Source organism: Kribbella sp. NPDC056951 (genome assembly GCF_042674205.1).
GTDB classification, from domain to species: Bacteria; Actinomycetota; Actinomycetes; order Propionibacteriales; family Kribbellaceae; genus Kribbella; species Kribbella yunnanensis.
Map to the genome: position 1 here is coordinate 1 of NZ_JBHUQZ010000020.1, position 20,763 is coordinate 20,763.

At 69.0% G+C, this 20,763-nt stretch carries 18 protein-coding genes; 8 read left to right on the plus strand and 10 right to left on the minus strand.

The window, feature by feature from the left end; all coding sequences use genetic code 11:
- The coding region (locus ACFTSF_RS40250; protein WP_380160717.1) for a BTAD domain-containing putative transcriptional regulator at positions 1–1,490 on the minus strand (1,490 nt) is incomplete at its 3' end.
- A gap of 102 nt (positions 1,491–1,592) precedes the next feature.
- Positions 1,593–2,699: a glycine cleavage system aminomethyltransferase GcvT gene (gcvT, locus tag ACFTSF_RS40255; protein WP_380160718.1), complete on the minus strand. Its 1,107-nt coding sequence runs from the start codon at positions 2,697–2,699 to the stop codon at positions 1,593–1,595.
- A gap of 97 nt (positions 2,700–2,796) precedes the next feature.
- On the opposite strand from gcvT, the gene ACFTSF_RS40260 reads away from it, so the two are divergent.
- Entirely contained in the window at positions 2,797–4,290 is a 1,494-nt protein-coding gene (locus ACFTSF_RS40260) for a leucyl aminopeptidase (RefSeq protein WP_380160720.1), read from the plus strand.
- Here the strand turns inward: ACFTSF_RS40260 and ACFTSF_RS40265 are convergent.
- A complete protein-coding gene (locus ACFTSF_RS40265; RefSeq protein WP_380160722.1) occupies positions 4,279–4,605 on the minus strand; it encodes a cupin domain-containing protein in 327 nt (108 codons plus the stop codon). The two genes, ACFTSF_RS40260 and ACFTSF_RS40265, sit on opposite strands and share 12 nt — an antisense overlap.
- A 6-nt stretch (positions 4,606–4,611) precedes the next feature.
- The gene (locus ACFTSF_RS40270) at positions 4,612–5,286 is read right to left on the minus strand and encodes a DUF2848 domain-containing protein (protein WP_380160724.1); all 675 of its coding nucleotides are present in this window, start codon (positions 5,284–5,286) and stop codon (positions 4,612–4,614) included.
- 91 nt (positions 5,287–5,377) lie between these two features.
- Here ACFTSF_RS40270 and ACFTSF_RS40275 point away from each other — a divergent pair, with 91 nt between their 5' ends.
- The gene (locus tag ACFTSF_RS40275; RefSeq protein ID WP_380160726.1) at positions 5,378–6,682 is read left to right on the plus strand and encodes an MFS transporter; all 1,305 of its coding nucleotides are present in this window, start codon (positions 5,378–5,380) and stop codon (positions 6,680–6,682) included.
- Here the strand turns inward: ACFTSF_RS40275 and ACFTSF_RS40280 are convergent.
- Positions 6,669–7,307 (minus strand): GntR family transcriptional regulator, encoded by a 639-nt coding sequence (locus tag ACFTSF_RS40280; RefSeq protein ID WP_380160728.1) that lies wholly within the window; start codon positions 7,305–7,307, stop codon positions 6,669–6,671. The genes ACFTSF_RS40275 and ACFTSF_RS40280 overlap by 14 nt on opposite strands.
- A 29-nt stretch (positions 7,308–7,336) precedes the next feature.
- On the opposite strand from ACFTSF_RS40280, the gene ACFTSF_RS40285 reads away from it, so the two are divergent.
- Entirely contained in the window at positions 7,337–8,107 is a 771-nt protein-coding gene (locus tag ACFTSF_RS40285) for a carbon-nitrogen hydrolase family protein (RefSeq protein WP_380160730.1), read from the plus strand.
- 7 nt (positions 8,108–8,114) lie between these two features.
- Here the strand turns inward: ACFTSF_RS40285 and ACFTSF_RS40290 are convergent, their stop codons facing one another.
- A complete protein-coding gene (locus ACFTSF_RS40290; RefSeq protein WP_344150239.1) occupies positions 8,115–8,432 on the minus strand; it encodes a hypothetical protein in 318 nt (105 codons plus the stop codon).
- Between the two features lie 160 nt (positions 8,433–8,592).
- Here ACFTSF_RS40290 and lpdA point away from each other — a divergent pair, with 160 nt between their 5' ends.
- The 3 genes from lpdA to ACFTSF_RS40305 all read left to right on the plus strand — a co-directional run bounded on the left by lpdA (position 8,593) and on the right by ACFTSF_RS40305 (position 13,076).
- Entirely contained in the window at positions 8,593–9,984 is a 1,392-nt protein-coding gene (lpdA, locus tag ACFTSF_RS40295; RefSeq protein ID WP_344150236.1) for a dihydrolipoyl dehydrogenase, read from the plus strand.
- 155 nt (positions 9,985–10,139) lie between these two features.
- Positions 10,140–12,056 carry a 2-oxoglutarate dehydrogenase, E2 component, dihydrolipoamide succinyltransferase gene (gene sucB, locus ACFTSF_RS40300; RefSeq protein ID WP_380160732.1) on the plus strand — a complete coding sequence of 639 codons (1,917 nt, stop codon included), beginning with the start codon at positions 10,140–10,142 and terminating at the stop codon, positions 12,054–12,056.
- A 129-nt stretch (positions 12,057–12,185) separates the two neighbouring features.
- The gene (locus tag ACFTSF_RS40305; RefSeq protein WP_380160734.1) at positions 12,186–13,076 is read left to right on the plus strand and encodes a TIGR01777 family oxidoreductase; all 891 of its coding nucleotides are present in this window, start codon (positions 12,186–12,188) and stop codon (positions 13,074–13,076) included.
- An 89-nt stretch (positions 13,077–13,165) separates the two neighbouring features.
- Here ACFTSF_RS40305 and ACFTSF_RS40310 read toward each other — a convergent pair whose 3' ends face one another.
- Positions 13,166–15,601: a protein kinase gene (locus ACFTSF_RS40310; protein ID WP_380160736.1), complete on the minus strand. Its 2,436-nt coding sequence runs from the start codon at positions 15,599–15,601 to the stop codon at positions 13,166–13,168.
- Positions 15,602–15,673: 72 nt separating this feature from the next.
- Here ACFTSF_RS40310 and lipB point away from each other — a divergent pair, with 72 nt between their 5' ends.
- Positions 15,674–16,390: a lipoyl(octanoyl) transferase LipB gene (gene lipB, locus ACFTSF_RS40315; protein ID WP_380160738.1), complete on the plus strand. Its 717-nt coding sequence runs from the start codon at positions 15,674–15,676 to the stop codon at positions 16,388–16,390.
- A gap of 671 nt (positions 16,391–17,061) precedes the next feature.
- Here the strand turns inward: lipB and ACFTSF_RS40320 are convergent.
- On the minus strand, positions 17,062–17,274 hold the full coding sequence (locus tag ACFTSF_RS40320; protein WP_344150221.1) for a helix-turn-helix transcriptional regulator: 213 nt from the start codon (positions 17,272–17,274) through the stop codon (positions 17,062–17,064).
- Entirely contained in the window at positions 17,274–17,753 is a 480-nt protein-coding gene (locus ACFTSF_RS40325) for a DUF2975 domain-containing protein (protein ID WP_380160740.1), read from the minus strand. The genes ACFTSF_RS40320 and ACFTSF_RS40325 overlap by 1 nt, the downstream gene beginning before the upstream one ends.
- Positions 17,754–17,896: 143 nt before the next feature.
- On the opposite strand from ACFTSF_RS40325, the gene ACFTSF_RS40330 reads away from it, so the two are divergent.
- Positions 17,897–19,690, plus strand: coding sequence for a hypothetical protein (locus tag ACFTSF_RS40330; protein ID WP_380160742.1), 1,794 nt, complete (start codon positions 17,897–17,899; stop codon positions 19,688–19,690).
- 17 nt (positions 19,691–19,707) lie between these two features.
- On the opposite strand, the gene ACFTSF_RS40335 is transcribed toward ACFTSF_RS40330, so the two are convergent.
- On the minus strand, positions 19,708–20,670 hold the full coding sequence (locus tag ACFTSF_RS40335) for a LysR family transcriptional regulator (RefSeq protein ID WP_380160744.1): 963 nt from the start codon (positions 20,668–20,670) through the stop codon (positions 19,708–19,710).
- Between the last annotated feature and the right edge of the window lie 93 nt (positions 20,671–20,763).

The following is a 20,763-nucleotide window of genomic DNA, read 5'->3' on the forward strand; positions in this document are numbered from 1 at the left end:
GTCGCCGTACTGAGGGTCAGGTCGAGGCTGGCTCGGACGGCTCGGTCGCCGGCTACCAGGTAGTCGAGGCGTTGGGACTCGTCGGCGAGGGTTTGGACTACCTCGGCCACGTCTTCGCGGATGAGGGCTAGGCGGGCGCCGACGATGCGGAGGGCTAGTGGGAGGCCGGCGCAGTGGGGGACGACTTCGGCCACCCGCGCCGACCCCAGGCCGGAGACTGCGCCTAGGAGCTCGGCGCTGGTCTCGTCGGAGAGGGGGCGGAGTTCTCGGTGGGTGGCGTCTTCCAGGCCGAGCATGGGGCGGCGGGAGGTGATGATGACCGCGCCACCGGCTGGAAGAAGCGGTCTGAGCTGGCCGGCGTCTATGGCGTCGTCGAAGACTAGTAGGACCGACTTGTCGGCGAGGCGGCTGCGGAGTAGGGCTGAGCGCTCTTCTAGGGACTCGGGGAGTTCTGAGCCCTCTACGCCTAGTGAGCGCAGGAGCTGTCCGAGGACTGTTCGGGGCGGGAGACTCTGCCCGTTCACGTCCTGGAGGCGCGCGAACAGCTGGCCGTCGGGGTACGAATCGGCCAGTTGGTGTCCCAGCCGGACTGCCGCCGCAGACTTGCCGGTGCCGGCTGCCCCATACAGACAGACAACAGCCGGTACGCCGGTGCGCGCGGGACCGAGGAGTGCCGCCGACAACTCCTCCAGTACGTCGTCCCTACCGATCAGCAGACCCACATCCGCCGGGAGCTCACGTGGTGCCGCGGAAGGGACGGTGAGATCGAGTGACGGATCCTGCCGCAGAATCGCGACCTGGAGGTCCCGCACCTCGGTTCCCGGCTCAAGACCGAGCTCCTCGTCCAGACGCCGTACAAGAGCTGTATAGACAGACAGTGCATCGGTCTGACGGCCAGAGCGGTACAGGGCCAGCATGGAGGCGGCCGCGAACGTCTCCCGGGTTGGCTGGGCGGCGGTGAGGTCGGCCAGGCGCGGGAGGAGCTCCTGGTGGTGACCGAGGGAGAGCTCAGTGGTCAGCAGCAGCTCCTCGGCCGCCCAGTGCTCTTCTTCTAGGCCACCACACAGCCGCTGCCGGACGTCCTCTGTAGTGACGTCCGCCAGCGCAGGTCCTCGCCAAAGGCCCAGAGCGTCCGTCAGAAGCTTGCTGCGTTGTTCCAGGTCGTCCTGCTGCCGAGCCTGCGCCACGAGCGTCCGGTACTGCTCTATATCGGTGCTACCCAGCGGCGCCTGGATTGCGTACCCCTCGCGCCCACTGGTCAGCTCCACCTCGAGCACAGTGCGCAGCCGGGAGATGTAGACCTGCAGCGCGCGCCGCGGGTTGGTGGGCATCGCGTCCGGCCAGAGCAGCTCCATCAGCCGCTGGGCGGCCACCGCCTTGCCGGGCTCCAGCAAGAGAACAGCGAGCAGCAGCCGCTCCTGGCGGCGCTTCAGGGAGACCTGGTCGCCACCCGACCAGATCTGCACCGGACCGAGCAGGCGGAATTCCACTGGCTCATGGTAAGCGCGTGGTAACAGGCCTGCCCAAAGATCTGCCTTACCGCCCCGATAGGAAAGGCATGGCCATGACGCGAGCGTGGGACTGGGGCTGAATCAGCCCTCCCGGACGTTGACGGTGACGAAGGGTGGCTTGACCACGTCGAAGGCCTCCTGACGGCCTCTGATGTCGACGGTCACCTGGTCGCCCTCCTTCACCGACGCGTCCAGCAGCGCGAGCGCGATGCCCTTCTTCAGCGACGGCGAGAACGTCCCGGACGTCACCTCTCCCAGTGCGGTCCCGGAGGAGTCCAGCACGGACATGTGCGGTCGCGGGATACCCCGGCCGACGGCCAGCAGGCCGCGAAGGATGCGCGCGGGCCCTGCCTCCTTCTCGGCGCGCAGCGCGGTGTCGCCCCAGAAGTGCTCCTTCTTCCAGCCCACCGCCCAGCCAGACCGTGCCTGCACCGGAGTGATGTCCGGGGTGATGTCCTGACCGTGCAGCGGGTAGCCCATCTCGGTCCGCAGCGTGTCCCGCGCGCCGAGTCCGGCGGGGACGATGCCGTACTGCGCCCCGGCCGCCAGCAGCGCGTCGAACACCGCAACCGCGGCAGCATTCGGTACGACGAGCTCGTACCCCCGCTCGCCCGTATAACCGGTCCGGCACACCACAACCGACGTACCGGCGAAGTCGGCCACTGCAAACGACATGTAGTCGTGGCCGGTCGGCAGACCGATGGCTGCGACCACGTCGTCGCTGTTGGTGCCCTGTACGGCGAGGATCGCGTAGTCGTCGTGGGTGTTCTTCACCACAACACCGTCCGGCGCATCGGCCTGCAGCAGGCGCACCACCTCGGCGGTGTTCGCGGCGTTCGGGATCAGGAAGACGTCGTCGTCAGCGTGCAGGTAGGCGATCAGGTCGTCGACCACTCCCCCGCGCTCGTTGCAGCACAGCGTGTACTGCGCCTGGCCCGGTGCGATCTTGCCGAGGTCGTTGCTCAGGCACGCGTTCACGTACGCCGCCGCACCGGGGCCGATGACCGTCGCCTTGCCCAGGTGGCTCACGTCGAAGACGCCCACCGAGCTCCGGACCGCGGTGTGCTCCGCGACCACACCGGAGTACTCCAGTGGCATCTCCCAGCCGCCGAACTCGGCGAACTTGGCGCCGAGCGCGACGTGGCGCTCGTGCAACGGGGACTTCTTGAGTTCTGGCGATCCGGTCATGGAGGGGAAACTACCTGACGCGTAGCATGCGAAGGCAGTATTCACGTACCGTCACGACCGGCAATCTGCGCACCGGTCAAGGAGGACTGAGAATTTCGTGAGCACCATCACCCTGAGCAAGTCCGATGCGGCCGGTGTCAAAACCGACGCGGTCGTCGTCGGCGTCGTCAAACTCGGCGGCGCGGTGACCCTGCCGGCCGGCACCGAGTCGCTCAACGCCGCGTACGGCGGGCAACTGGTGGAGGTGCTGTCCGGACTGGGCGCCACCGGCAAGACCGGTGAGGTGACCAAGGTGCCGGGCCCGAAGCCGGGCAAGTCGGCGAACCTGATCGCCGTCGGCCTGGGCGAGGCCCCCGACGGCACGCTGAAGACCGAGGACCTGCGGATCGCCGCCGGGACCGGTGTCCGGGCCACCAAGCTGACCCAGACGGTCGCCTTCGCCCTGCCGACACCGGATGCCGAGTGCGTCCGTGCGGTTGCCGAGGGCGCGCTACTCGGCCGCTACGCGTTCACGGCGTACAAGTCGGAGAGCTCGAGCGACCAGGCCGGAGCGCTGACCGTGCTGACCGACCTCGCCCGGACCAAGGAGGCCAAGGCAGCCCTGGAGCGCGCCGAGGTCACCGCCGAGGCGATCCGCCTGGTCCGCGACTGGGTGAACACCCCGCCGTCGGACCTGCACCCGGTCGAGTTCGCCGCGCACGCGGTGAAGCTGGGCAAGGACTTCGGCGTCAAGGTCGAGGTGCTCGACGAGAAGGCCCTGGTCAAGGGCGGGTACGGCGGCATCCTCGGCGTCGGCCAGGGTTCCACGAACCCGCCGCGGCTGGTCCGGTTGAGCTACACGCCGAAGAAGCCGGTGACGCACCTGTCGTTCGTCGGCAAGGGCATCACCTTCGACTCCGGCGGTCTCTCGCTGAAGACGGCGAACGGCATGATCAGCATGAAGTCCGACATGGCCGGCGCTGCCGCCGTGATCGGGGCCACGCTGGCGATCGCCAAACTCGGCCTGCCGGTTCAGGTGACGACGTACGCCGCGATGGCGGAGAACATGCCGTCTGGTTCGGCCGCGCGTCCGTCCGACGTACTGACCATGTACGGCGGCAAGACCGTCGAGGTGCTGAACACCGACGCCGAAGGCCGGCTCGTGCTCGGCGACGCCCTGGTGCGCGCATCCGAGGACCAGCCCGATCTGATCGTCGACGTCGCCACCCTGACCGGCGCCTGTGTCGTTGCCCTGGGCACCAAGGTGGCCGGCGCCTTCGCCAACACCGACAGCGCCCGGGACCGGGTCGTGGACGCCGCCGTCGCGGCCGGTGAGCCGATGTGGCCGCTGCCGATCCCGAGCGAGATGCTCGACAAGCTCAAGGCACACTCGAAGGTCGCCGACCTGGCCAACATCACCGGCGAGCCCTGGGGTGGCGCTCTCGCGGCGGCCGCGTTCCTCGGCGACTTCGTTGCCGACGGCATCGACTGGGTGCACCTCGACGTGGCCGGGCCGGCCTTCAACGACGGCTCCGCCTCCGGCTACACGCCGTCCGGCGGCACCGGGTACGCCGTACGGACGCTCGTCGAGCTTGCCGCGTCAGCCAGCTAGGTAACGGATTTCGAGCATCAGACAGCCGTCGGCCGTGGTGTACGGGCCGTGCGGCATCCCCGGCGGCCGACACGCGTAGCCGCCGGGGTGGAACGTCTGCTCGAGGGTGAGATCGGTCAGCGATCCCTCGAGCAGATACACCTCCTCGACGTACTCGTGCGTGATCACGTCGGCCCCTGACGTCGTACCGGCCGGCCAACGAGCGAGCCGCGTCAGCGTGCCGTCGGGTGCTGTGCTCAGCACCCGTTGCTCGATCCCGTCAACCGTCGTCCAGGCGAGATCGCCGGTCGGGAAGAACTCACGCTCGTCCTTCATCGAGGATCAGTCCCAGGCCTCGGCGAGCTGCTCGACGCTGTAGACGATCCGGCTCGTCACACCGCGCGGATCGGTCAGCTCCACCCGCCACGCGTCGGCGAACTGGTTGACGCCGGCAATCATCGGAATCGTGCCACTGAGCAGCACCGTGCCCGGCACCAGGCGGTCGCCCAGCTCCTTGATCCAGTACGACGGGGGCAGCAGCTGCGCGAGCGTTCCGTCCTGGATGAGCTGCTCGGCGTCCTCGTGACGGACCCACGCCTTGAGCGTGAACTGATCGAGCTCACCCTCGATGTCCTTAAGGGGCCACGCGACATCGCCGAGCACGTCCGGCGCGGACTGCTTGCTCCAGGCAACGCCGTGCACCTCGAGCGCCCGGTCGGTGTGGTCGCAGGCCACGGTCAGCAACAGATCTTCGGGGGTGTCGCCGACGACCAGCGCCCACTCCGCCTCGCCGGATGTCTTGGCATGCGCGACCTGGACAACCTCCGGCCGGCCCACCAGGGACGCCGACAGCGGATAGAGCGTCGGAATCCGGGTCGGAGCCGGTACGCCGAGCTCGGCCAGCTCGTCGACGTGGTGTTGGACCTGTTCGGTGTCGCGACCGGCATACCCGGCGTTCAGGGCGTAGCGGACGGTAACCTCCCGCTCACCACCGGTGGGTAGGGCGAAGCGCAGCATCTGGAATCCTCCGAATTTTCTGTTCCGGGAGCTTGCGTGAACACGTCGTATACAACGAGTATGGGGCAATCCCCCAAGGAGGTCCACCTCGATGTCCAGCCCCACGACCGACACCACGGAGCGCCGCGGCCTCTACAAGGCGTTCGCCGCCAGCCTGTCCGGCACCTCGCTGGAGTGGTACGACTTCGCCGTCTACAGCTCCGCGGCCGCACTCGTCTTCGGCGACCTCTTCTTCCCCGGTAGCGAGCCGCTGACCGGCACCCTGCAAGCATTCGGTACGTACGCCGTCGGCTACATCGCCCGCCCGCTCGGCGGCATCTTCTTCGGCCGACTCGGTGACGTGATCGGCCGCAAGCGCGTACTGGTCGCCACACTGCTCCTGATCGGCGTGGCCACGTTCTTCATCGGTCTACTGCCGACCCACGCTCAGGCGGGCGCACTGGCACCCACTCTGCTGGTGGTACTGCGGTTCGCGCAGGGCGTCGGTGTGGGTGGCGAGTGGGGCGGTGCGGTGTTGCTGAGCAGTGAGTTCAGTCAGCCCGGACAGCGCGGCTTCTGGGCATCTGCTGCCCAGGTCGGTCCACCACTCGGGACTCTGATGGCGAACGGCGTACTGGCTCTGCTCGCCGGATTGCTGTCGGAGGATCAGTTCCTCAGCTGGGGTTGGCGAGTCGCGTTCCTGCTGTCCGCTGTCCTGGTCGCGTTCGGTCTGCTCATCCGGTCGAAGCTGGAAGAGACGCCGGTGTTCAAGGAGCTGGAGGCCCGTGGGGACCGGCCGACTGCTCCGGTCACCGAGGTACTGCGGACGCAGCGCCGACCGCTCATCGCAGCAATCCTGGCGCGGGTCGGGCCCGATGTGCTCTACGCGATGTTCGCGGTCTTCGTACTGACCTATGCGACCAAAGAGCTCGATCTGAGCCGCGGCCAGGCAGTGACCGCCGTACTGATCGGCTCCGCCTGTCAGGTCGCGCTGATCCCGTTCGCTGGTTACCTGTCCGACCGGTACGGGCGTCGGCTCGTCTATGGCATCGGTGCGCTCGGCGGGGCGGTGTGGAGTGTGGTGTTCTTCGCTATCGCGTCGTCACTGGGGACTCTGGTGATCGGAGTGGTCATCGGGCTCGTGTTCCACTCACTGATGTACGGACCGCAGGCGGCTTTCGTTTCGGAGCAGTTCACCGCGCGACTGCGGTACACCGGCAGTTCGCTGGCCTACACGTTCGCCGGCGTGATCGGTGGCGCACTGGCTCCGCTGGCCTTCACCTACTTCCTGGCGAAGGCCGGGACCGGCTACGTGATCGCTCTGTACATCGTGGTCGCCTGTGCGGTCACTCTGATCGGCCTGCGGCTTGGCCGCGCGGTGGTCGACGACGAGGACCTTGCGCTCAGCCGTGCATGAGAATCGAACCGGTGGTGTCCAGGTGGCCGAGGATCGCCTTCTCGGCCACCTCGGGCTGGCCGGTTGCCAGGCCGTCGACAATGGCCTGGTGTTCCGCCAGCACCTCCTGCCGACGCGTCTCGCTGCGCTGCAACGCGACGATGCCGAGCAGCACGTGCTTGGCCCGCAGGTTCTCGTAGAGCCGACCCAGGACGGAGTTGCCGGCCGCGGCGACCAGCAACGCGTGGAACTGACTGTCGAGCTCGATGAACTCCTTCGCGTCGCCCTGTACGACGATCGCGCGCTGCTGCTCGAGTACGTCGGCCATGGCCTGCACTGGCGCATTGCCGGTCGCAAGCGACGTGGCCGCGGCCCAGGTCTCGATCACCCCGCGCGCCTGCATCATCTCGGCGATCTCCCGGCCCGGAACCGGCGCGACGAACGCCCCGCGATGCGGGACGAGCTGCACCAGGTCCTCGGCCGCAAGCATCAGCAAGGCCTCGCGCACCGGGGTCCGCGAGATGCCAACCTCGGTCGCGACGGCCTGCTCGTTGATGAACGTCCCCGACACCGCCGGATCACTCAGCACCGTGCCCCGCAGGTACTGGTAGGCACGGTCCCGGCCGGAATCCCCACTCAATTGCATACTCAATGTATACAGGCACGGAGGTCCTGATGACAGATCTGAGCGTGGCTGCGGCCCAGCTCACCACCGGTTCCGACCCGGTGTCCAACCTGGCGGCCGCGACCGACGCCGTACGGCGGGCTGCCGACGGCGGAGCCGAACTCGTCGCCCTGCCGGAGGCCACCCTGGCCTGCTTCGGCACCGACCTGCTCAGTGTCGCCGAGCCGCTGGACGGTCCATTCGCGACCGGGCTGCGCAAGGTGGCGGCCGATCTCGGGATCGTCGTGGTGGCCGGAGTCTTCGAGCCGTCCGACGACGGTCGCGTCCACAACACGCTGCTCGCGACCGGGCCGGGCGTCGAGACGTCGTACCGGAAGATCCACCTGTACGACGCATTCGGGTCCCGCGAGTCGGACACGGTTGCCCCAGGCAACGAACTGGTGAGCTTCGAGTACCGGGACGTGACGATCGGGCTGGCGACCTGCTACGACCTGCGGTTCGCCGACCAGTTCAGCGCGCTCGGACGACTCGGTGCCGAACTGATCGTCGTACCGGCGTCTTGGGGTGCCGGCCCGGGCAAGGAAGAGCAGTGGGACCTGCTGACCCGGGCGCGGGCCGCCGACGCGCAGGCGTGGCTGTTGGCGTGCGGGCAGGCCTACACCGCTCCCCAGGGCACCGACCCGTTGGGCATCGGCCGCAGCAGCTTGACCACTCCCCTGGGCCATACCGCGGCCCGGCTCGATCACACTCCCGGCACCCTGCACGGGGTCATCGACACGTCGGTTGTCGAAGGTGTCCGGGCCCGGGTCCCCATCCTCTGAGCGGCCTTTAGATCAGGCCTTCCTTCTTGCGACGCGCGTTGTACTCGCGCATCCGCGGCGGGTAGCCGACCACCGCGGCGTCGTACGACGGGATGCCCAGCTTGTTCGCGAAGTTGTGCGCCCACTGCACCGAGGGGACCCGGCGACGGGTCCACTCACCGTCGATGGCGACCAGGAGCAGCGTGTACTCGGTCACCGCGGTGCGTGGCTCGACGAAGCCCTCGACTCCCTGGCGGCTGAGGGCGAACTCGCGCAGGTGCGCCTGGTCGGGGGTGTCCGACTTGCGCATCGTTCCGGCCTTCTGCCGGCTACCGAACCACTTCATGGAGAAAGTGTCCCTCATCACCGCAAGTTCAGGTCAGAAAGTCGCGGTAACGGTTTCTGCCGAAAGCGGCAATCGGCTGTGAGCGCTCGTGCGAAGATGACGCCGGGCCGGAACCGCGATCCGGAGCCGTCCCGCCGACCACACGCCCACGGAGGAACCTGTGACGAACCCGGCAGACAGCAGCGGTACGACGTACGACCTGGTGATCCTCGGCGGCGGCAGCGGCGGATACGCCGCGGCCCTGCGCGCCGCGACCCTCGGGCAGTCCGTCGCCCTGGTCGAGAAGGACAAGGTCGGCGGCACCTGCCTGCACCGCGGCTGTATCCCCACCAAGGCGCTGCTGCACGCCGCCGAGGTGGCCGACTCCGCCCGTGAGGGCGAGCAGTTCGGCGTCCGGACGACGCTCGAGGGTGTCGACATGGGTGGCGTCAACAAGTACAAGGACGGCGTCGTCGACCGGCTGTTCAAGGGACTGCAGGGCCAGCTCAAGGCCCGCAAGGTCACCGTGATCGAGGGCGAGGGACGGCTCACGTCCCCGACCACGGTCGAGGTCGGCGGGACGACGTACACGGGCCGTAACGTCATCCTTGCCTCCGGCTCCCACTCCCGTTCCCTGCCCGGTCTCGAGATCGACGGCCAGCACGTGATCGCCAGCGAGCACGCGCTGACGCTCGACCGCGTGCCGGAGTCCGCGGTCGTCCTGGGCGGCGGCGTGATCGGCGTCGAGTTCGCGTCCGCGTGGACGTCCTTCGGGACCAAGGTCACCATCGTCGAGGCGCTGCCGCGGCTGGTGCCGGCCGAGGACGCCGACTGCTCGAAGACCCTCGAGCGCGCCTTCCGCAAACGGAAGATCGCCTTCAAGACCGGTACGCCGTTCGAGTCGGTCAAGGTCGTCGACAACGGCGTCCAGGTGACGGTCGCCGGTGGCGAGGTGATCGAGGCCGAGGTCCTGCTCGTCGCAGTCGGCCGCGGTCCGAACACCGCCGGCCTCGGGTACGACGAGGTCGGGGTCGCCCTCGACCGCGGTTTCGTGACCGTCGACGCGACGCTGCAGACCAGCGTGCCCGGCGTGTACGCCGTCGGTGACATCGTGCCCGGTTTGCAGCTGGCGCACCGCGGTTTCCAGCAGGGCATCTTCGTCGCCGAACACCTCGCCGGGCTCGCGCCGACACCGATCGACGAGGCCGGTATCCCGCGCGTCACCTACTCCGAGCCCGAGGTGGCGTCGGTCGGACTGACCGAGGAGCAGGCCCGCGCGAAGTACGGCGAGGTCGAGATCCTCAACTACAACCTCGGCGGCAACGGCAAGAGCCAGATCCTGAAGACCGCGGGCTTCGTGAAGCTGGTCCGGGCCAAGGACGGCGCCGTCGTCGGCCTGCACATGGTCGGCTCCCGCGTCGGCGAACTGATCGGCGAAGCCCAGCTGATCTACAACTGGGAGGCCTACCCCGCCGACGTCGCGCCGCTCGTGCACGCACACCCCACCCAGAACGAAGCCCTCGGCGAGGCGCACCTGGCGCTCGCGGGTAAGCCATTGCACTTCCATGAGTGACAACAGCCACGAGTGAGATTCGGCCGGGGCCGCTGGTGTGCCCTAGTAAGTTTGTGACCGGCGGGTAATCCGGGTTCGTACGACCCGCGTCCCGCCCGAGCCAGCGGCACCGTAGGCTGACACTCGACCGATCAGACGAAGGAGCAACGACCGTCATGCCGACCTCTGTATCCCTGCCGGCCCTCGGGGAGAGCGTCACCGAAGGAACCGTCACCCGCTGGCTCAAGCAGGTCGGTGACACGGTTGCCGTCGACGAGCCCCTGCTGGAGGTCTCGACCGACAAGGTCGACACCGAGATCCCGTCGCCCGTCGCGGGCACCCTCCTCGAGATCAAGGCCGCCGAGGACGAGACCGTCGAGGTCGGCGCCGAACTGGCCGTCATCGGTGACGCCGGCGAGTCCACCGGCTCCGCCCCCGCCGCCGATTCCGCTCCCGCTGAGGCCGAGGCTCCGGCCGAGCAGGCCGCTCCCGCCGAGGCCGCCCCCGCAGCTCCGGCCGAGTCGGCGGCCGCTGCCGAGGCGCCCGCCGCCCAGGCCCCCGCCGAAACCCCAGCCCCGGCTGCTCAGGCTGAGACTTCCTCCAACGCTTCGGCCGAAGCGGCCTCCGCCCCCGCGGCCTCCTCGGCCGCATCGGGCACCTCCGTCACCCTCCCCGCCCTCGGCGAGAGCGTGACCGAAGGAACCGTCACCCGCTGGCTCAAGCAGGTCGGCGACGACGTAGCCGTCGACGAGCCCCTCCTCGAGGTCTCCACCGACAAGGTCGACACCGAGATCCCCTCCCCCGTCGCCGGCAAGCTCCTCGAGATCAAGGTCGCCGAAGACGAGACCGTCGAGGTCGGCGCCGAACTCGCCATCGTCGGCTCCGGCGACGCAGCCCCGGCTGCCGCACCCGCCGCCCCTGCGGCCGCCCCGGCAGCTGCTGCACCCGCAGCCGCACCGGCGCCGCAGGCAGCTCCGGCCCCCCAGGCCACCCCCGCCCAGGCTCCGGCCGCAGCGGCGCCCGCCCCCGCGGCCACACCGGCCGCATCGGCACCGGCCCAGGCCCCCGTGGCCGCGCCGGCCCCGCAGGCGGCTCCGCCCGCGCAAGCCCCGGCTGCGCAGGCACCCGCCGTACAGGCTCCGGCTGCTTCGTCGAACGGCGCCTCCACCGCCGGCCCGAACTACGTGACCCCGCTGGTCCGCAAGCTCGCGGCCGAGCACCAGGTCGACCTCAACGCCGTCCAGGGCACCGGCGTCGGCGGTCGCATCCGCAAGCAGGACGTCATCTCCGCCGCCGAGGCCCAGAAGGCCGCCGCGGCAGCACCGGCCGCCGCCCCGGCAGCAGCAGCGGCACCGGCCGCGAAGGCCGCGTCGATCAGCCCGCTGCGTGGCACGACCGAGAAGATGAGCCGGATCCGCAAGGCCATCGCCTCGCACATGGTCAACAGCCTCAAGGTCTCGGCGCAGCTGACCACCGTGGTCGAGGTCGACGTCACCGAGATCGCCAAGCTCCGCAACGCGAAGAAGGCCGAGTTCGAGGCCCGCGAGGGCACCAAGCTCTCGTTCCTGCCGTTCTTCGCCCTCGCCGCCATCGACGCGCTCAAGCAGTACCCGAAGCTGAACGCGTCGATCGACGAGGAGAAGGGCGAGATCACCTACCACGCCGCCGAGCACCTGGGCATCGCGGTGGATGTCGACCGCGGCCTGATGGTCCCGGTCGTGCACAACGCCGGTGACCTGAACATCGCCGGCCTGGCGAAGAAGATCGCCGACCTCGCCGACCGCACCCGCAACAACAAGGTGACGCCGGACGAGATGGCGGGCGGCACGTTCACCATCACCAACACCGGCAGCCGGGGCGCCCTGTTCGACACCCCGATCCTGAACCAGCCGCAGGTCGGCATGCTCGGTACCGGCGCCGTCGTCAAGCGCCCGGTCGTCATCACCCACCCCGAGCTCGGCGAGACCATCGCCATCCGCCAGATGGTCTACCTGGCCCTCACCTACGACCACCGCCTGGTCGACGGTGCCGACGCGGCCCGCTACCTGACGGCCGTCAAGCAGCGCCTCGAAGAGGCCCAGTTCGACGTCTGATCCACCCGCAGTACTGCGCGACCCGGCGCCGGTTCCGTTCCGACGGACCGGCGCCGGTCGTCTTTCCCGCCGTAGTTTTCGGCCCTCGTTTTTGGGCACAGAGCGAACAGTCTGCAAGGAGCGAACTGGATGAAGTACGTGCTCGCCGGCGCCTCCGGCTTCCTCGGCCAGTCCCTGGCCCGCGACCTCGCCGCCGACGACCACGACGTCATCCGCCTGGTCCGCCATACGCCGTCCGGCCCCGGCGAACTCCAGTGGGACCCGGCCCGCGGTCAACTCGACCTCACCGCCATCGCCGACGCCGACGTCCTGGTCAACCTGGCCGGCGCGAACATCGGCCGCCCGTGGACTCCGACGTACCGCAAGGTCCTCCGCGAGTCCCGCGTCACCACCACCGCCACCCTCGCCAACGCAGCCGCCCAACTCGACCGCCGCCCCGCCCTCCTCACCCAGAGCGGCGTCGGCGGCTACGGCCTCGACTGCGGCAACGAGATCCTCACCGAAGACTCCCCTCTCGGCGACGGCTTCCTCGCCGACGTGGTCCGCGTCTGGGAAGGCGCCCTCGAACCAGCCCGCGCCGCCGGCTGCCGAGTAGCCGCCCTCCGCACCGGCGTCGTCCTCGCCCGCAAAGCCCCCGCCTTCCAACTCCTGACCCTCCCCTTCCGCCTCGGCCTCGGCGGCCGCTTCGGCTCCGGCAAGCAGTACTTCCCCGTCGTCTCCCTCACCGACTGGCTCCGAGCCGTCCGCTTCGTAGCCGACCACGAAACCCTCACCGGCCCGGTCAACGTCACCCTCCCCACCCCGGCCACCAACGCCGAGATAGCCCAAGCCATCGGCACCGCCCTCCACCGCCCGGCTGTCATCCCCGTCCCCGCTGCCGTCATGCGCCTTGCCCTCGGCGAATTCGCCTGGGAACTCCTAGGCAGCAACCGAGCCCTCCCCACCCGCCTCGAATCCGCCGCCTTCACCTTCACCCACCCCACCGCCCCCGACGCCGTAACCGCCGCCCTCACCACCTGACGCCCGTCCTTGCGCACGCGCGGGAGCATCTTGTGCCCACCAGGCCCAACAACCACCCCACCCCGCAACCACGCACGAGCGCCGCTCGTTCAGGGTGGGGTGATTGTGGTGATGCGCCAGGTGGGGGTGTTGGTGCGGGGTGCTGATGGGGAGCGGGTGAGGGTTATCAGGCGGGTGGTGGGGGTGCCGGGCGGGAGGGGCGTTCGGGTGCCGGATTCGTGTACTGCTTGGCCGGCGACGAGGTGGTCGGTGGTGCGGAGGGTGACTGTCGTGGGCGTTTGGTGGGTGATGGTGGTTTTGTCGATCTGGATTCGTAGGCCTTGGATATGGATGTGCTGCTTGCGGTAGTCGGCGAGGAGGGCGCGGTCTGATCGCCAGGGTTGGCTGCCGGGGACGTAGATCTTGTCGAGGGTTGCGTTGTCGAGGGTGCGGAATGCTTGTGCCCGTTGGGAATCCAGCGCGCGCAGGGTGGCGAGCCAGTCGGCAACGGATCGGCCGACGGTGGCACGCCGAGGCGCCGGTGGAGTGGTGGCATTCGCCCTGCCCGGAGTCGCGGGAGCTGTCGGGCGCGTGGTTGCGGAGGCGGGCTGGGTGGGCGGGCCGGCCGGGGTTGCAGGGTCTGTCTGGGTGGGCGGGGTCGCGGGGTCGGTCTGGTTTGGCGGGCGGGCTGGCGTTGTCGGATGGGCGGTCGGCCTGGCCGGCGTTGTGAGGCTCGGAGCCGGGCTGGCTGGGGTTGTGGGGTGGGCGGTCGGGGTCGTTGCTGGGGCGGAGGTGGTGGTGGGGGTGTCGGAGTCGGTGAGGACTGCGCGGGCTGCGAGGCCGAGGCCCAGGACGACTGCGATTCCCAGGCCTATTGCGGTCGAGACGCCGTACGCGGGATGGGCTAGGCGGTAGCGGAGCTCGGTCAGTTGGCGCGACAGGTTGAGGCGTGCCCACCAGGTGTGTCGTCGGCGCCAGACCGTACGGCGGGTGTGGCCTCGTTTGAGGGTCAGTCCGTGCGCGGCTGCGTTGGGCGGTTGCTCGCTGGTGGAGTTTGAGCTGATGGGCGGTCGGCGGGGAGTGACGAAGGGTATGGCGTCTGGGGCTCGCCTCTCGGCGATGGGGACGGGTGGTGCGGACCAGCTGATGGCGGGTTCGACGTGGGTGGTGCCGATGAGGTGGCTGCTGGTGGGGTGGACGACGTGGGTTCTGGTGAGGGGCTTGGAGGTCAGGCGGGACAGGGGGCTGGGAGTGGCGTCGACGGTTCGGCGGGCGAGTTTGGGGAGGAATGTTCGGCGGCGGGGTTTCTGACGGCTGGGCATGGACTTGGCTGCTGAGGGCTCGGGGGCGGTGGGTTGTGGGGCGGTCGGGGCAGGTCGCTTGGGTGGAGCCGGAGCGAGTGGCGTACGGGACCGCTCGATGGGGTCATCGTCGTCCGACGTCGGCGGCGGCGTGGTCGCGTGCCAGTCGGGCACTGACGCGGCAGCCTCCGGATCGGAGGACGACGCGGTCGCGTGCCAGTCGGGTGGCGGTGTAGTTGCGTGCGAGTCGGGCGGTGGGGCTTCGCTCGAGGTGGGTGGGGTGGTCACGTGCCAGTCGGCCGGCGGCGCGGTCGTCGGCGACTCGGCGGTCGTCGGCGGGTCAGAGGGCGGCATGGTCGCGTGCAGATTGCGCGATGCAGTGGCCTGCGGGTCGGGCGGTGGGACGTCGGTGGGCGGCGTGGTCGCGTGCACGTTGGACGGCGGCGCAGGCGCGTGTTCGTCGGGCAACGGCGCGGTCGCCTCCGGGTCGGAGGACCGCACGGTTGCGTGCCAGTCGGGCGGGGCTGCGGTCGGCTGTGGGTTGGGCGGCGGCGTGGTTGTTTGTGGGTCGGGTGGTGGGTCGTCGTCTTCGCCGAGGTTGATTGGTTCGGGGGTGGTGAGGGATTGGAGGTGGGTGGATAGGCGGGGGGCTGGGGTTTGGGTGAAGAGGGTGGGTGGGAAGAGGGTGGCTGGGCCGCCGGCTTGGATGGCGATGGTTGAGAGGGCTTGTAGGTCGGCGGTGTGTGATGGAGGGTCGGGTGGTGGGGTGGGCCGGGGGTGGAGGTTCAGGGTGTGGAAGGTTGCGTCGGTGAGGACGGGGCGGCCTTCGACGTCTATCAGGATGTTGGGGGCGGTTAGGTGACCGTGGGTCAGGCCGCAGTGGTGGAGGTAGTGGAGGGCATTGGCCAGGGGGCTTAGGAGGGTGACTATCTCGCCTGGCGACATGGGTCCCCGGCGTCGGAGGACCTCGGTCAGGTTGAGGGCAACGACGTACTGACTGAAGACGAGCCACTCGGACGCGGTCTCGCGGACCTCCAGGACGCGGGCGATGTGTGGGTGGGTGATGCGTTGGAGAACGATGAGCTCGTCACGGAACTGCTCCTCTCGCTGGATTGCGGTCACGGGGATGCGTCTGAGCACGGCATGGCGGCCGGTGGCGAGGTCGCGGACCTGCCAGAGGGTGCCGGCCGATCCGGACCCGAGCCTCCGGCGCAGGCTGTAGCCGGCGAGGTCTTCGGGTGCCATGCCAAGAGGATGCACCGATCGCCGCAAGCCCCGCGGAAGTTATCCACAGGGCACCGGCCTACACTCGATGGCGTGAGGGCTATCGAATACGTGGAAGCCGGATTCGGTGCCGGCGCGGTGGACTACCAGACGGCGTGGGACGAGCAGCGGCGTCTGCATGCGGCGGTTGCCGAGGGCACCGGTTCGGACACGGTCATCCTGCTCGAGCACCCGCCGGTCTACACCGCCGGCAAGCGGACCGAGCCGCACGAGCGACCCCTCGACGGTACGCCGGTGGTGGATGTTGACCGCGGCGGCAAGATCACGTGGCATGGGCCTGGGCAACTCGTGGGGTACCCGATCGTCAAGCTGGCCTCACACGTGTACGTCGTCGACTACGTTCGTCGGCTGGAGGAAGCCCTGATCGCGGTCTGTGCGGAGCTCGGTGTTGTCACCGGCCGGGTCAAGGGGCGCAGCGGGGTTTGGGTCGCGGCCGATGAGCGCGGCCGGGAGCGGAAGATCGCCGCGATCGGGATCCGCGTGACTCGTGGTGTGACCATGCATGGGTTCGCTCTGAACTGTGACAACGACCTCACGTGGTTCGACCGGATCGTCCCTTGTGGGATCTCCGATGCCGATGTGACCACGCTGTCGAAGGAGCTCGGCCGCGATGTTCCGGTGACGGAGGTGCTGGAGTCGGTGAAGCGGCACCTCGATACGTTCCTGTCGTGGCAGGCCTACGACCGCACCCCCGACATCGCGCACCCCGAAGACCCCGCCACCGGCATCACCTACGGCCTCACCGTCTAACCACAGTCAGCCGCGCCGGTCCGTCGCCCCACCTGCGGACGTTTGAGGGGCAACAACGCGATGGATTCGCTCATCACGTTGAGTGCGTGATGCGGGCGCTGGTCGGTAACTTTGGGGCGCTATCCCTCTGCGAAAAACTTACCGGCTAACGCACTCGGCAGCCCGGCCGCCCGGGTTGTGTGGGCGTGAGGGTCAGGTGCTCGACGCTGGGTCAAGGACAGTCGCTCGGCGGGTTCTTCCTGCGCAGCAACCAAAGGCCGTCAGCCCCATGCGAGGTGAAGCCCCGGTAGCCGGCCTCGCCAAGCGGCTCAGCCATCTGCTCGCTCGCCCTCTTGTGTTGTCGGCCGCTTTAGCGGTCGAGTGGGCGTCGGCCTCAGCCGGAGACGTCCGTGGGTGGTTGCTCGCCGCTGCGGCCGACTGAAAGAAGTGTGGCTGGGCGATGCGGTGGCTGGGCGGGATGGCGAGGCCGGCTACCGAGGCTCACGTTGCCCACGGCCGACGGGCTGGGGCTGGGGGGCGGACTCCAGCCACTCACCAACTCCGTCTGGCGGGCCCGCTGCACGCTCAAGTGGGTGCTCGTCGAGGGCGGTTTCGGAGGTTGGTGAGTGGGGGCGGTCCGCCTGGGGTTGCCCAAGGAGATGTGCAGGGTGCGAGCGGGCGGTGGTTCGGGGCTACTCGGTTTCTTCGGTCCATTCGAGGAGGTCGCCGGGTTGGCATTCGAGGACTCGGCACATGGCTTCCAGGGTGCTGAAGCGGACTGCTTTGGCGCGGCCGTTCTTCAGTACGGCGATGTTGGCGGGGGTGAGGCCGACGCGTTCGGCGAATTCGCCGACGCTTAGTTTGCGGCGGGCTAGTTCGACGTCGATGCGGACGACGATCGGCATCAGATCACCGCTTCCATGTCGGTGCGCAGAGTGGTCGCTCGTTGCAGTAGCGCGCGGAGGACGACCATCAGCAGGCCGATCACGGTGATCACGACCTCCAGCAGGAGCAGCACCATCGGCGCGCCTGGATCGTCCGCCTGGGAAAGGACCCAGACGAAGATCGTCCCGACCACGAGCCAGACGCCGGCGATTGCGCCCAGGATCAGGTTCACCCAGAAGACGGCTGCGGTGGTGAAGATGCGGTCGCGCTTGACCATGGTCAGCAGTTGCCAGGTCGAGACGACGACGACTTGCACGCAGAGCACGACGAACGCGGCAATGAAGGTGGCGGGCCAGCGGAGGGCCGCGTCCTCGGGATTCACCTGGGCCTGATGGCGGAACTGGCCGGGCAGCGACAGGGTCTGGAACACGACCAGGATGGCGAACAGCACCACCAGGAACACCCGGAGCGCGGCGACCGCTCGATTCTCACTCAGCATGTATCGAGAGTCGCTGGTAATCTATCGATTGTCAATCGGCTGGCTGGATCGTGAGGTGTGGTGTGCACTGAAAGTAGTCAGGTGTGCGGGCGGCTGCGAAGTGTCTGCCGGGCGTGACGGTCAAACGTCGCTACGGTGGAGGCGTGTCCAAATTTCTTGGCTTCTTGCTTGGGGTTGCGGTCGCATTGGCCGGGCCGGCGGTGTTCGGGGTGCTCGGTGCGCCGGGCGGTATTCAGCTGAACACCAAGGGGATGGCGCTTGCCTACGGTGTGGGCGCGCTCGTCTTCTGGGCTGTCGTGTCGTACTTCTCGGGCGCGGCCGCGATCGGCGCGTTCCTTGCGTTCGGCACCCTTGTGTACTGCTGGCTGTGGATTCCGAACCGGACCACGAACTTCCTCGATGATGTTCCCGGGGTGACCACGGGCATGGTCGAGGGGACCAAGCAGTACACGCTGAATGGCGTCGTACCGATCCTGACGGTGATCTCGCTGGTGTACGCGATCCAGCTCATCGTGCGGAGCGTGCGGCGTCGGCGGAGCGCGCGGGTCGAGGCCGAGCGGCTGCAGCGTGAGCAGGAAGCCGCGCAGGCGCAGCAGGAGGCGGCCGCTGCGGCGGTGTATCCGGTTGCTGCTAGCAACTACCCCGCTGAGTCGTACGGCGGGGTTGGGTATGCGGCGCCGTCGTACGAGCCGTCTAATCGGTACGGCGATCTGTTCGACGAGGAGCCGGAGCGTCCGCGGAACCAGGCGGATGAGCAGACTGCGCAGTTCCCTGTCGCGGAACCGGCGCCGGAGCGGACCGCTGCGTTCCAGGTCGTGGGCAATGAGGTTGCCTACAGCAACGATGAGACTGTGCTGGTTCCGTCCGATCGGGACGAGACTGTTGTTGCGCCGATGCCCGAGTCCGACGAGGTCACGGTGATCGCCTCGGACGAGTCGGACGCTGACCGTGCGGCCGAGGAAGAAACCAGGAACGTCGAACAGCAGGCTCCCGCAGGTGAGCCTGTAGCTGCTGCCCCGGAGGTTGTCGCACCCGAAGCTGTTGCGCCGGAGGCGGAGGCACCTGCAGGCGGGGCGCCGGTTGCTGGTGCGCCTGCTGGGTCCCCGTTTGCTCCTGCGGCCGAGCAGACCGCAGTGGCTGAGCCCGCGGCGGCCGAGGAAGAGAGCGGTGAGGGTGCCGGGCGTGAAGCCGAGGCTGATGCGCGGGAGGCCGGTGCGCCGGGCGCTGGGGTGCCGGAGGGTGGGGCGCCTGGTGGTGTCACACCTGTAGCTGCTGCGCCGGAGGCGGCGCCTGCGGGCTGGGCGCCGGTTGCTGAGGCGCCCGTTGCTACCCCACCTGCTCCTGCGGCCGAGGAGACCGCGGTGGCTGAGCCCGCGGCGGCCGAGGAAGGGAACGGTGAGGGTGCCGGGCGTGAAGCCGAGGCCGACGTGTCGGCTGCTGCGGTTGAGGAGCCTGCGGCGGGGGCCGATGGTTCGGATGACGACCGGCCGGATGGCCCTGGGGGTGGTGGGCCTGCCGGTGGTGGGTCAGCGGGCGGTGGGTCGGCGAGTGGTGCACCTGCAAGTGGTGTGCCGGCGAGCGGCGGAGCTGCGGGCGGTGCGTCTTCGGGCGGTGGGTCTGCGAGTGGGGTTGAAGGCGGCGGGACCGCGGGTGGTGGACCTGCCGGCGGTGGGGCTGCGAGTGGTGGGCCTGGGGGGTTCCAGGCTGTGCCTTCGCCCTCGGCTTCGGCTGGTGGGGAGACGGCTGGGGTCGCGCGGAGTGCGGGGGTTGGGTGGCAGGGGGTTCAGGAGCCCGAGCGGATGACGGTTGGGGAGCCTGAGCGGGTGGGGCAGCAGTATCGGGAGCGGATGGAGGACCCGGAGGATACGGGTGAGTTTCATGTGAGTGCGTTTGAGGGGCCGTTCAACAACCCGGGGATTCGGCCGGCTGGGGCCTGACAAATGCGAGACCGGCCTCAGGCCACGTGCATGTGGTGGTGGGGCTGGTCTCGGCGGGCGTGTTCGGCCAACGCTTCGTCGTAGGCGGCGGTGGCCATGGTGAGGACGTCGGGGGCCATTTGGGCTCGGGGGGAGTCGGTGCTCCAGGCGAGCAGGAGGCGGCGGTGGATGGGGTCGCCGGTGAGGGGGCGGGTGATGACGTCGCGGGAGAGCATTCGGTACGACGTGGGTGAGATCAGCGCGACGCCTTGACCGCTGGTGACGAAGCCCATCAGGACCGACGTGTCCACGGAGTGGTGTTCGACCTTGGGCTGGAAGCCGGCTTGTTCGCAGGCGGCTCGGAAGAGGACGTGGAAGCCGCTGTCGTCCGGCGGTTCGCCGATCCATTCCTCGTTGGACAGGGCGGCCAGGTCGATCTCGGCGTGGCCTAGTGTGGCGGCCGGGTGGTCGGCGGACATGACGACGTACGCCGATTCGGACTCGACGACTGTGCATGCTTCGACGCCGGTGGGGAGCCGCAGCTCGAAGCCGGGGAACTCGCGGAGCAGGGCGAAGTCGAGTCGGCCGCTCTCCAACTGCTGGAGCAGGACGCTCGTGGACCACTCGACCTCGATGCTGACCTGTTCGATCTGACCGTGGTCCCGCAGCCGGTGCGCGATTCCGGACATCGGTGCGGTCGGGAAACCGCCGAGCCGTACGGCGCTGGACTCGACCGCGGTCATCGCGGAGACGGTGGCCGAGAGGTGGTCGACGTCGACGAGGATGGCGCGGGCGCGGTCGACGGCGTACCGGCCTAGTGCGGTCGGGGTGACGCCGGTGCGGGAGCGCTCGAAGAGCTCACCGCCGAAGGCGGCCTCGATGCGTTTGAGCTGCGCGGTGAGGCTGGGCTGGCTCACCTTGAGCCACCTGGCCGCCCGGCCGACGGACCCTGCCTCGGCAACCAGGACGACCACTCGGAGATGGCGCAGCTCCACATTCATGCATGCAGACCGTAGTCCACGTCCACACACAGCACACAGGGACCTAAGATTGCGGTTCCGTTACAGCCCGGGCTAAACCTGTAACGCTCGCCC